At 42.3% G+C, this 11,984-nt stretch carries 14 protein-coding genes; 11 read left to right on the forward strand and 3 right to left on the reverse strand.

Features of this window, described 5'->3' with window-relative positions; genetic code table 11:
* Positions 1-52 precede the first annotated feature (52 nt).
* The 6 genes from ABVF55_RS05350 to ldcB all read left to right on the forward strand — a co-directional run bounded on the left by ABVF55_RS05350 (position 53) and on the right by ldcB (position 5,566).
* Positions 53-637, forward strand: coding sequence for a uracil-DNA glycosylase family protein (locus ABVF55_RS05350; protein ID WP_445284998.1), 585 nt, complete (start codon positions 53-55; stop codon positions 635-637).
* A gap of 12 nt (positions 638-649) precedes the next feature.
* Positions 650-1,141: a prolyl-tRNA synthetase associated domain-containing protein gene (locus ABVF55_RS05355; RefSeq protein ID WP_155199697.1), complete on the forward strand. Its 492-nt coding sequence runs from the start codon at positions 650-652 to the stop codon at positions 1,139-1,141.
* 20 nt (positions 1,142-1,161) lie between these two features.
* Positions 1,162-1,446 (forward strand): rhodanese-like domain-containing protein, encoded by a 285-nt coding sequence (locus ABVF55_RS05360; RefSeq protein WP_070449063.1) that lies wholly within the window; start codon positions 1,162-1,164, stop codon positions 1,444-1,446.
* 318 nt (positions 1,447-1,764) lie between these two features.
* Positions 1,765-2,922: a DUF6574 domain-containing protein gene (locus tag ABVF55_RS05365; protein WP_445284999.1), complete on the forward strand. Its 1,158-nt coding sequence runs from the start codon at positions 1,765-1,767 to the stop codon at positions 2,920-2,922.
* Between the two features lie 66 nt (positions 2,923-2,988).
* Positions 2,989-4,776, forward strand: coding sequence for a TcaA second domain-containing protein (locus tag ABVF55_RS05370; RefSeq protein ID WP_445285000.1), 1,788 nt, complete (start codon positions 2,989-2,991; stop codon positions 4,774-4,776).
* Between the two features lie 10 nt (positions 4,777-4,786).
* Complete coding sequence (ldcB, locus tag ABVF55_RS05375) at positions 4,787-5,566, forward strand: LD-carboxypeptidase LdcB/DacB (RefSeq protein ID WP_003007645.1); 780 nt, start codon at positions 4,787-4,789, stop codon at positions 5,564-5,566.
* Positions 5,567-5,880: 314 nt separating this feature from the next.
* Here the strand turns inward: ldcB and ABVF55_RS05380 are convergent, their stop codons facing one another.
* The 3 genes from ABVF55_RS05380 to coaA form a co-directional block, all read right to left on the reverse strand.
* Complete coding sequence (locus tag ABVF55_RS05380; RefSeq protein ID WP_151191204.1) at positions 5,881-6,390, reverse strand: DNA topology modulation protein; 510 nt, start codon at positions 6,388-6,390, stop codon at positions 5,881-5,883.
* Between the two features lie 66 nt (positions 6,391-6,456).
* On the reverse strand, positions 6,457-6,705 hold the full coding sequence (gene rpsT / locus ABVF55_RS05385; protein WP_003007640.1) for a 30S ribosomal protein S20: 249 nt from the start codon (positions 6,703-6,705) through the stop codon (positions 6,457-6,459).
* A gap of 96 nt (positions 6,706-6,801) precedes the next feature.
* Positions 6,802-7,722: a type I pantothenate kinase gene (gene coaA / locus ABVF55_RS05390; RefSeq protein ID WP_445285001.1), complete on the reverse strand. Its 921-nt coding sequence runs from the start codon at positions 7,720-7,722 to the stop codon at positions 6,802-6,804.
* Between the two features lie 90 nt (positions 7,723-7,812).
* Here coaA and ABVF55_RS05395 point away from each other — a divergent pair, with 90 nt between their 5' ends.
* The 5 genes from ABVF55_RS05395 (at position 7,813) to ABVF55_RS05415 (ending at position 11,873) form a co-directional block, all read left to right on the forward strand.
* Positions 7,813-8,406, forward strand: coding sequence for a class I SAM-dependent methyltransferase (locus tag ABVF55_RS05395; protein ID WP_037615364.1), 594 nt, complete (start codon positions 7,813-7,815; stop codon positions 8,404-8,406).
* Positions 8,403-9,680 (forward strand): pyrimidine-nucleoside phosphorylase, encoded by a 1,278-nt coding sequence (locus ABVF55_RS05400; protein WP_445285002.1) that lies wholly within the window; start codon positions 8,403-8,405, stop codon positions 9,678-9,680. The genes ABVF55_RS05395 and ABVF55_RS05400 overlap by 4 nt, the downstream gene beginning before the upstream one ends.
* Before the next feature lie 17 nt (positions 9,681-9,697).
* Entirely contained in the window at positions 9,698-10,360 is a 663-nt protein-coding gene (gene deoC / locus ABVF55_RS05405; protein ID WP_320909125.1) for a deoxyribose-phosphate aldolase, read from the forward strand.
* Entirely contained in the window at positions 10,347-10,736 is a 390-nt protein-coding gene (locus ABVF55_RS05410) for a cytidine deaminase (RefSeq protein ID WP_227038338.1), read from the forward strand. Before deoC ends, ABVF55_RS05410 begins: the two co-directional genes overlap by 14 nt.
* 75 nt (positions 10,737-10,811) lie before the next feature.
* Positions 10,812-11,873 carry a BMP family lipoprotein gene (locus tag ABVF55_RS05415; RefSeq protein WP_003001669.1) on the forward strand — a complete coding sequence of 354 codons (1,062 nt, stop codon included), beginning with the start codon at positions 10,812-10,814 and terminating at the stop codon, positions 11,871-11,873.
* The last annotated feature ends 111 nt before the right edge of the window (positions 11,874-11,984 follow it).

Raw genomic sequence — 11,984 nt, forward strand, 5'->3', positions numbered from 1 at the left:
TCCACTACTCGGCCAGTTTTTCTGGCTGAGTTTTTCCATAGAAGGAGGACTTATGTCAACGATTGAAAGCATTAAACAAGCCATTATGGCAGATCCTCAAAATAAAGAATATACAGAGAAAGGGATAGAGCCACTCTTTGCAGCCCCAAAGACAGCTCGTATCAATATTATCGGACAAGCTCCAGGGATGAAGACGGAAGAAGCTGGTATTTACTGGAAGGATAAGAGTGGTGATCGTCTGCGCGAATGGTTAGGAGTTGACGAAGATACCTTTTACCATTCTGGTTTGTTTGCGGTCATTCCCATGGACTTTTATTTCCCAGGGCATGGGAAATCTGGTGACCTTCCACCTCGCAAAGGGTTTGCGGAAAAGTGGCACCCTCAACTTCTCAAGGAGTGTCCGGATATTGAGTTGACCCTCTTAATTGGACAATATGCCCAAGCATACTACCTTCATGAGAAGGTTAGCGGCAAGGTAACCGAACGCGTTCACCATTTTAAAGACTATTTGCCAACCTATTTTCCACTCGTTCACCCTTCCCCTCGCAATCAAATCTGGATGGCTAAAAATCCTTGGTTTGAAGCAGAGGTGGTTCCAGAATTGCAAACCTTAGTACAAGAGATCATTCAAAAATAAAGGAGAGCGAAGATGGACCCTTATCAACAAGTTAAAGAAAAATTAGATGAGTTGGGAATTTCATTTGATGTGGTGGAACACCCACCTGCATTCACAACTGAGCAGGCCGATTCTTACATTGAAGGCTTAGAAGGTGTTCGGACCAAGTCCATGTTTTTGACCAACAAGAAGAAAACCCAATTCTATCTGCTCATCATGGACGACCAGAAACCATTGGATATGGAGGATTTCAAAGAACAAGTGGAAGCCAACCGGATCCGCATGGCTTCAGCAGATTCTTTAGCTGAAAAAATGCAATTACCGCCAGGTACGGTTTCTCCATTTGGTTTATTGAACAATGGAGAAAAAGATATTCGAGTCTATTTCGATAAAGACATTGTGTCAGAGGAGATCATGACTTTCCATCCCAATACTAACGAAAAGACGATCTTTATTAAAACCCAAGACTTGTTACGATTTTTAGAGGCTATTGGCTTTCATTATGAAATTCTAACCCTCCCATAACATACCTGATAGGAGAAATCATGAAAGAAATTCCATTTTCAAGCTTTTACCAAGCTTATCAAAAAGGAGACTTACACGTTCTTGATGTACGCGAGCAGGAGGAATATGATGCCCTTCACTTAGACGGAGTTCGTCTTCTTCCCTTATCTGAGTTAGCAGATCGCTACCAGGAATTAGAGAAGGATCATCCCTATTATGTCATCTGCAAGTCTGGTCGACGCTCAGCACGTGCTTGCCAATTTTTGGAAGAGCAAGGCTATGATGTGACCAACGTCCAAGGTGGCATGGATGCATTTGAATCCTAAAAGAGAGTGGGACAGAAATCGGTAATTCATTAAGAATTCGATTTCGTCGTCCCACCTCCGCACAGTTGAGTAGGGCTGTAAAAGCTGATGAAATCAGCGTAGTAGAGCCCACTCAACCACTGCGTCTTGCTCGACAATCCAAAAATAATTGAGAGGCTAGGACTTTTTTCCCAGCCTCTTTCTTTACTAATTTCTAAAAATGAGTAGAATTTGTATGTTTTTCAAAAGATATTACAGGGATTTTCCAGTCTTTCATTGAAAATGGTTCAGAAATTTTGTATAATACCCTAGTATAAACAATAGTTAAGGAGATTCATTATGTCAAAACAAGATTGGCTGGATTATTTCGAAGCCGTAAATGGTCGTTCTGCTAGTGCAGAAGAAATTGCTCAAGCACTGGCTGCAGGAGAATTTCAAGAAGAAGTAGTGGTTCCAGAAACTCCACAAGCCCCAGAATTTATCGCAGCACCAACTGCCCCTGTGGAAGAACCAGTAGCAGCTCCACAAGCCCCAGAGTTTGTTGCAGCGCCAACTGCCCCTGTTGAAGAACCAGTAGCAGCTCCACAAGCCCCAGACTTTGTCGCAGCGCCAACTGCCCCTGTTGAAGAACCAGTAGCAGCCCCACAAGCCCCAGACTTTGTCGCAGCGCCAGCAGCTCCTGCAGCGCCAACTGCTCCTACAGAAGAACCAGTCGTAGCTCCAGTTCAAGAGCCTGCCCCTCAAGCTGCTCCAGCGAATGGACCTGCTTTCCAACAAGCTCCACAACAAGCCTACCAACAACCTACTCAAGCAGCTTATCAACAAGCTCCTTACCAAGGTCAACCAGGACAACCTTATCCTGCCCAACCAAGTCAATTTGGTGTAGCCGTTGGTGGTTACTGGAATTGGTTCCTTTCAGCTTTGAAACGTCCAACTGCTGTAGAAAATCCAAAAGCTCTTAACGGAATTTTACAGTATGTCTTGACTGCTTTTGTCTTGACCCTATCAACTTTCTTCACAGCTAGTGGAGCTACAGGTGGTTATGGAATGGATTTCCGTGCCTTTATGTTGACATTGATTTCCCTATTCTTTAGCCTTTACGCCTTCCAAGTAGCTGGATTCTTTGTTCGTCGTGTGGTTCTTCAAGATAAGGAATACAGTTACGGTCGTTCATTTGAAGAGTTTGGACGTTTGTCTGTTTACACTTTGCCACTTGCCCTTCTTGCTTTCTTAGTAGGTCTTGTAAAAGTTTATGAATTTTATGGCTTTGTAAACTTCCTTATTTTCTTCTTGTTCTTTGTTGGAACATGCTATGTCGTTCATCAAGGATTGAACAAGACAAGCTTTAAAGCAGATAAATTCTTGCTTCTAGTAGCATCATCTGTTGTCTTGCTTCTCATTGCCATCTTTGTCATTTATGTGAATGCTCGTATTTTAGAACAAGTAGCCGTAGGATTTATTCCTAGTGCTCCAAATTTCTCTAACTTTGGATTCTAACAATATCACAAAACGGAAGGTGGGGGAACCCACTTTCCCTATTTTATAATGAGGGAGAAGAGATCCATGCAAAAGAAATGGGTTGAATTATTTGAAAAAGTGATCGGTCGCAAACCGTCACCAGAAGAGTTTATGGCTGGGAAAGCTTGTGGATTTGATTTGAAACAAATTCAGTCTATCGCAGGAAATGCCCCAGCAGAGGAAGTCGCTCCTGTTGAGGAACCAGTGGTTGAACCAGTTGAAGAAGTGAAGAATGTCGATCCACTTCTAGCAGCTCGTCAGGCTTGGTTGCAACATTTTGAAGAAACCTATGGCCGCAAGCCAAGTGCAGAAGAATTTACTGCGGCTAAAAGTCAAAACTTCGAGTTTTTTGTAGGACCTGTACCTGAAGCAGAATTTGCGACCCCAGATGCAACAGAAGAAACACAGGAATATGTGCCGCAACAGCCAACTCAAGAGTATACGGCTCCACTTGCTGCTGAGCAAACGCAGGTCTTTGCTGGTCCAAATGTCGCAGAAGCCGGTCCAGCTCAGAAAAAACAAAAGGCCCCAAAAACGAAGAGTGGTAAGAAACTTTCCAAGAAGAAAATTGGGATTATTTCTGCTATCGCAGTCCTTGTGATCGCTTTGGTAGCAGCCTTCTTTTACTTCCAGTCTACAACACGTGTCGAAGTGACTGCAGATAAATTCATTAAGGCAGTGGACACCAAGGATTATCGCGAAGCAGCAGACCTGCTTTCAACTGATAACGATAAATGGACAAAGGATGAAGCCGAAAGTTTGATCACCAGCATGGAAGATCAAGGAGTCGATATCGGCACAGAGTTGAACAAGATCATTGATAATGGTGGAGAAGGTAGCTATACGGATAAATCTGGAAACAAGATCTTTGGTTTGGAGAAAGCGGACAAGAAATTTGGAATCTTCCAAGAATACCGTGTGGCCAGCTATCCAGTGCAAGTCAAGGTCAAGACCAATTTGGACCAAGCCAAACTAAAAGTAGCTGCCAATAAAACCGTAACCTTGAAGAAAGATGCAGTGACAGATCTTGGTTCTTTCCATTACAATACAAAAGAAATGGAATTAACTGCTAAAACAGAGGTCGGAAATGTTACTTCTAAGATCCATCTCAATCCTAAAAAAGCAACTAAGAACAACTTAGAATTGCAGTTGAATTCTGAAAAACGCAATTTAGAAGTTGAGTTCCCAGATGAAGTTGAAAACCCAACGGATGTGAAGGTTGTAGTCAACGGCAAAGAAGTCGGAACCAGCACGACCTTTGAAGTAGATAGCATCCCTTATCAAGAAATTGAAGTACATGCTGTCTTCAACATGAATGGGGAAACCTATACAACTGAAAAAGCTAAGGTGACGATTGAAGAGGGTGAGAACGACCCGATCGAACTCAAACTAGCCAAAGATACCCTAAAACGCATCAAGAGTGCACAAGATGCTAAGAAAGCGCAAGCAGCCAAAGAAGAACAAAATCGGACCTTGGCGGAAGAGTTCTTGAAAGAGTACCGCGACGCTGTCTTTAGCTCCGTTTCAAATCGAAACAACACCTACTCTAAATACTATGACACACAAAGTCAAGCTTACAAGGACATGGTTGAGTTCACAACTGGTGATGGTGTTCGAAAGGCTAAAATTGACTACTATACTCCAGGAGCTTTGGACATTCAAAGTGTCACTGAAGAAAATGGTGTGGTAACGATCAAGACTTATGAAGACTTTACCGTGCATTATACAGATAGCCATCCAGATTCACAAAACCGCAAGTACAAGACCTACACCTTGAAAAAAGTAGGTGCAAGTTATGTGATTACGGATATTGTCGTAACAAAAGAATCATAGGAGATTCCTCATGAAAGCAAGATTTTCCAAATTAACTTTGGTGACAGTTGCCTTGTTAACCCTGACAGCTTGCTCCCAATCTCAATCCACTAGTTCTAAATCTTCTGCAAAAGAAGAAAGCAAACAAACGCAAACCAAGTCTTCCAAAGAAACGTCTTCTGCAAAGGATACGTCAAAAGAGACAGGAAAAGAAGAGTCTTCAAAAGCTGGTAAGTCAGATGTGAAAGTGGACTCTGGTGTGAGCTATAATGGTTCTTACTATAGTGTCAAAGGGAAATATGGTGAGGTGATGATCGCCAACAAACATTATCCCTTGTCGCCTGACTTTAACCCAGGTGAAGATCCTGAAGCTGTTTCAGCCCTTCATGAATTGATCGCAGCCATGCAGGCAGAAGGTTATCCGATCAGTGATCAATATAGTGGTTTTCGTAGCTACGACACCCAAGTTGGCCTCTACCAAAACTATGTCAATCAAGATGGTCAGGAAGCCGCCGATCGTTATTCTGCAAGACCGGGTTATAGTGAACACCAGACGGGTTTGACCTTTGATTTAATCGATACCAGTGGTAATCTGGTAACCGAACCTGGACCAAGTAAGTGGTTGCTTAAGAACGCCGCTAAATATGGCTTTGTGGTTCGTTACCAGGAAGGTAAAGAAAAAGTAACAGGTTACATGCCAGAGAGCTGGCATCTCCGCTATATCGGAAAAGAAGCGCAAGATATTGCTGACTCAGGTTTGAGTCTGGAAGAATACTATGGCTTCACTGGTGGCGATTACGTTGATAAATAAGAAAAGGTTGGGGATTTTAACCCCAACCTCAGATTGAAGACAAAGTCATATAAAAAACTTTCCTTAGGTGAGTACGGACGTCAGCGAACTTCTACGAAGTTCCATGACTAATTATTGAGCCTAAGGTCTCAATAATTCCGAGTGCCTGAATCGTTATTGTTTCAGGCACTTTACTCACAGCGGAAAGTCTTGGTATTTTCTTGATTCATCTAAAAAATTGAACTCAATTTTATTTCTTATCAGAATCGCTTAATTTATTTTACTTTAAAATAGTTTGTCTACATTTTAAGGTTGGGATAGATATCCCAACCTTTTTATTGTATGTTTTTTAGAAACTCATCCAGCTCTTTTTGATTCTTGAGAGAGAGAAATTTGTCTGGATAGTTTTGGCCGATAGTCTGATAGCGTGTGACCTGTCTAGCTTGGCGACCGTCCCAAAGGATCCAACGGATGAATTCCCAGTCAAAGCGTTCGGGGCAACCTGCCGCCATACTCTCACGGACTCGGCCTTTATAACGGCGGTATCGTTTCCAGGCTCTAAAGAGGCAGTTCCAACGAGAGAAGTTGAGAAAGATAATCTGGTCGGCTTGCTCCATTCTTTCCTCATAGCAGCACCAAGAGTAATTGCCATCAATGACCCAGTCTCTATGATCGCTGAGAAACTGTCTCATCTCTTTCTCCATCCAATCCCGGTCACTGTCTATCCAGCCCGGTTGAAATTGAAGGGTGTCCATATGGAGCTTGGGAATGGAGTAGTAGCGAGCTAAGTTTTCAGCCAAGGTAGATTTTCCAGATCCAGAATAGCCGATAATAACGATTTTCATAAGCACCTCTCAAAAAATTAGGCACAAAAAAAGCTCCGGAGAGCTTGATTTTTATGCTGTTCTTGATTAACCAAGTTTCGCTGCAAGACGTGCTTTATCACGGCTAGCTTTGTTCTTGTGGATCAAACCTTTAGTTTCTGCTTTATCGATAGCTGAGCTAGCAGCGCGGTAAAGTTCTTCAGATGGGTTTGCTTCAAAAGCTTTGATTGCAGTACGCATAGCTGATTTTTGAGCTGAGTTTTTTTCGTTTTGTTTAACGTTCAATTCAGCGCGTTTGATAGCTGATTTAATGTTTGCCAAGTTATTCACCTCCATTGATAATCTAACTATCTCATTATATATGAAAAGTTAAGATTTGACAAGCCTAAAATAGCTTTTCCTTAAAAAAGTACCGTTAAAAGGCCATTTTCTCTAGCGTTTGAGATAAATTTCGTCGATTTCATGGTTGGTTGCTTTATGGAGAATCAGATCAGCCCGGTTTCTGGTTGGTTGGATGTAATGTTGCAAGTTGACTAAATTAATGGATTCCCAGACCTGATGGGCCATGCTTAAAACTTCTTCTAGGGGTTGCTCTGTAAATCGATAGTAGTAGTTATTGGGATCATTCTGAGCTAATGTAAGGAGTTTTTGGAAGCGATCGAGATACCAAGATTCGATATCATCAACTGCGGCATCCACATAGATTGAAAAATCAAAGAAATCGGTCATATAGAGACTGTCATTTTGCGGATTTTGAAAGACATTGATCCCTTCTACAATGACAAAATCAGCCGGTAAAATGGTTTGCTTCTCATCTGGGACAATATCGTAAATTTCGTGGGAATAGACAGGGATTTCTACGCTCTTGTTGTTTTTAATTTGATTAAGAAAATCAAGGAGCAATTCCATATCATAGCTTTCCGGAAATCCTTTTCGATTGAGGATCTCTTGTTCTTTTAAGATAGCATTTGGATAGAGGAAGCCATCCGTTGTTACTAATTCCACTGTCGAGCCTTCAAAGGTCCGAGAGAGGAGGATTTGAAGAAGACGGCTGGTGGTGGATTTCCCAACAGCAACACTCCCAGAAACTCCAATGATAAAAGGTTGTCGTTCACTGTTTTTTTGGAGAAAAATACCTTTTGAAAAGGCCAAATCTTCTTTGGAACGCTTGTAGATTCCAATTAGGTTTGTCAAAGGCAGGTAGACGTCACGTACATCCTGGAGGTTGATACGGTCGTTAAAACTCTTAATAGAATTGAGCTCTGTTTGGGAGAGTGGTGGGGTGGTTTTGCGGTGCAGATTTTGCCAGGTTTCTCGATTAATTTTTTCAAAATGTAGAAATTCTTTGTCCATATGTCACTCCTATTGTAGTCTTTAGTATACCAATTTTTAGAGGTCATGTAAACGATTTAAAAAACCATTGAATTATGTTAAAATGAACATATGAGTAAAATGTATTTCGATGTAAACCCAGATGCAGCCCATGATATTCATGATCTGGCTGTTGTTTTATTGGGGCAAAAGATGAATTTCTATACGGACGCCGGCGTCTTTAGTAAAAAAATGATTGACTATGGAAGCCAGGTGCTCTTATCAACCTTGGATTTTCAAGAAGGAGAAAGTGTCCTCGATGTAGGCTGTGGCTATGGTCCGATCGGCCTCTCTCTGGCTAAAGCCCAGGGAGTCGCAGTGACCATGGTCGATGTCAATGAGCGGGCGCTAGACTTGGCTAAGAAAAATGCCAGCCGAAATGGCGTGGAAGCTCAGATCTTTTCTTCGGATGTCTATGAAGCAGTAGAAGGGGTCTTTGACCATGTGATCAGTAATCCTCCGATCCGAGCTGGTAAGAAAGTGGTTCACCAAGTGATCACCGGCAGTTTTGAACATTTGAAACCAGGTGGAGACTTGACCATTGTCATTCAGAAAAAACAAGGGGCTCCAAGTGCTAAGGCCAAGATGGAAGAGACGTTTGGCAATTGTGAGACAGTAAAAAAAGACAAAGGCTATTATATTTTAAGAAGTGAGAAAGAATCATGAGAGCAGTAGATATCATTCAGAAAAAAAGAGATGGTCTTGCCTTAAACAAGGAAGAAATTGAATGGCTGATTGAGGGCTATGTGGCTGGAACAGTACCAGATTACCAAATGTCCGCTTTTGCTATGGCTGTTTATTTTAAAGGGATGACGACGGAAGAAATCTCCCATATGACCATGAAGATGGTTCAAACAGGGCAACAGTTTGATCTGTCAGCTATTCCAGGGATCAAGGTGGACAAACACTCGACAGGTGGTGTGGGAGACAAGGTGACCTTGGTCTTGGTGCCTTTAGTTGCTAGTTTTGGTGTGCCGGTTGCTAAAATGAGTGGTCGTGGCTTAGGCCACACAGGTGGGACCATCGATAAGTTGGAATCCATTAAAGGTTTCCAGATTGAACGGACCCAAGAGGAATTTATCCAGCAGGTGCAGGAGATCGGCTTATCGGTCATTGGTCAATCCGACCAACTCGTAAAAGCAGACAAACTCTTGTATGCTCTGCGTGATGTGACAGCGACAGTGGACACCATTCCTTTGATTGCTAGCTCCGTCATGAGTAAGAAAATTGCTGCTGGTGCGGATGCCATTCTTTTGGACGTGACAGTGGGCGAGGGTGCCTTCATGAAGAATATTGAGGATGCTCGTCGCTTAGCACGTACCATGGTGGATCTTGGAAATGCAGTGGGTCGGAAAACCATCGCTGTTATTACAGATATGAGCCAACCATTGGGAACCAGTATTGGCAATCGTTTAGAGATTTTGGAAGCCCTGGATATTCTGAAAGGACAGGGGCGTGCTGATGTCACAGAGTTTATTTGTGAATTAGCGCAAATCATGTTGAAATTGGCCAATGTAGATCAATCGATTGAAGCCATCCATGAACACTTGAAAAATGGTCAGGCTTTAGCGAAGTTTGAAGAAATGGTTGTGGCTCAAGGTGGAGACTTAGAAGATTTGCATCGTCCCGTTAAAGTGGATCAGGTCCTTGAAGTAACAGCGGACCAAGATGGCGTCATTGCTGCTTTACCTGCCATGGAGTTTGGTTTGTTTGCTATGCGCCTGGGTGCTGGTCGTGCTGTCAAATCAGATCCCCTCGATTATGAAACAGGGATTGTGTTTGACAAAAAAGTGGGAGAGCACGTCAAAAAAGGGGAACGCATTGCCCGCATTTTCATGAATGAAAAAAATTCACAAGAAAGAGTTACAGAATTCAAAAAAAATGTTAAAATACTAGAAAGGGCTGAAAGCGTTAAAGAAATTATTGAAATAATATCTTAAGCAGCTCAGGAGATTGTATGAAGTTAAATAAATATATCGATCACACTCTTTTAAAACCAGATGCGCAACAAGAACAGATCGAAAAGCTAATCGAAGAAGCTAAGGCTTATGATTTTGCGAGTGTCTGTGTGAACCCGACATGGGTGAATTTTGCGACTGAGGGCTTGCGCGATTCAGACGTTAAAGTTTGTACCGTCATTGGTTTTCCTTTAGGAGCAAATACACCATTTGTCAAAGCGTGTGAAACAAAAAATGCTATTCAAAACGGTGCCGATGAGATTGACATGGTCATTAATATTGGGGCTCTTAAGTCTAAGAATTTAGCACTAGTTGAAGAAGATATCCAAGCTGTAGTCGAAGCGAGCGGTGATAAGCTGGTCAAAGTCATCATTGAGACTTGTCTCTTAACAGATGATGAAAAGATCGTTGCTTGTCAAATCGCTAAGTTAGCTGGCGCAGACTTTGTGAAGACTTCAACTGGCTTCTCAACTGGAGGAGCAACGGTTGAAGATGTGGCCTTAATGCGTCAAACTGTTGGACCCGACATGGGTGTTAAAGCTTCTGGTGGTGCTCGCTCTTATGAAGATGCTCTTGCTTTTATCGAAGCAGGTGCGACCCGTATCGGGACTTCTTCTGGTGTAGCCATCATGGAAGGAAGGGTGGCTCATGGCGACTACTGAGTTGATCAACTTAGCAGTTGAAGTGAGTAAACAAGCCTATGTGCCTTACTCTCATTTCCCAATTGGAGCTGTACTGCTAACGAAGGATGGCGAAATCTATACAGGTGTCAATATCGAAAATGCCAGTTTTGGTTTAACCAACTGTGGAGAACGGACAGCCATTTTTAAAGCTGTTTCTGAAGGAGCTCGTGAGTTTCAAGAGCTCATTATCTACGGGCAAACAGAAAAGCCCATCTCTCCATGTGGTGCTTGTCGCCAGGTCATGGCTGAATTTTTTGAGCCAGACCTTCCTGTAACCTTAGTATCTAAAGATAAATCGACGGTCGTGATGACGGTCAAGGAATTACTTCCATATTCCTTTACAGACCTGACTTAATAGTTCTGTGAGGCGGTCTTTTGACCCTTTCAATACTTCGCAACAATGTTGCACAATAATTTAGGAGGTTCAGTAATGAACAAGAAACAATGGCTAGGCCTTGGTCTAGTAACTGTCGCTGCTATCGGACTTGCAGCATGTGGAAATCGTGCGTCTAAAAAAGATAGCGCAAACTCAGAATCAAAAACTGATTTGAAAGCTGCTATCGTTACCGATACTGGTGGTGTGGATGACAAATCATTCAACCAATCTGCTTGGGAAGGTTTGCAAGCTTGGGGGAAAGAAAACGGTCTTTCTAAAGGGAACGGATTTGACTACTTCCAATCAACAGATGAATCTCAATATGCGACAAACCTTGATGAAGCTGTTTCTAACGACTACAAATTGATCTTTGGTGTTGGTTTTGCCTTGCGTGATGCAGTAGAAAAAGCGGCTTCTGACAACGAAGAAACAAACTTTGTTATCATTGACGACCGTATTGAAGGTAAAAAGAACGTAGCATCTGCTGTCTTTGCCGACAACGAAGCTGGTTACCTTGCTGGTATCGCTGCTGCGAAAACTACAAAAACTAAACAAGTTGGTTTTGTAGGTGGTATGGAAAGTGAAGTTATCACTCGTTTCCGCGCTGGATTTGAAGCTGGTGTTAAATCTGTTGACCCATCTATCAAAGTTCAAGTAGACTACGCTGGTTCATTCGGTGACGCTGCTAAAGGTAAAACAATTGCTGCTGCACAATACGCTGCAGGTGCTGACGTTATCTATCAAGTAGCTGGTGGTACTGGAGCAGGTGTCTTCTCTGAAGCAAAAGACTTGAACGAGAAGAAAAATGAAGACGAAAAAGTTTGGGTTCTTGGTGTGGACCGTGACCAAAAAGCTGAAGGTGAATACACTTCTAAAGATGGTAAAAAATCTAACTTTGTCTTGGCTTCAAGCTTGAAGAAAGTCGGAGAATCTGTAAAAGACTTGGCTAAGAAAGCTGCTGACGGTAAATTCCCTGGCGGTAAAGTGATTACTTATAGCTTGAAAGATGGTGGAGTTGATTTGACAACTGACAACCTTTCTGCAGATGCTAAAAAAGCTGTCGAAGATGCCAAAGCTAAAATCCTTGATGGATCTCTTAAAGTTCCTGAAAAATAATATTTGATTGGGCGGCCCTCCCTTTAAGGGCCGTTTCTTTTAAAGTGAGACATTTTTGTCTCAATAAAATCTGTTAGTTCTCTAGCAGATTTTATTGAAATAAAAAATTTT

This window comes from Streptococcus sp. KHUD_012, from assembly GCF_052588255.1.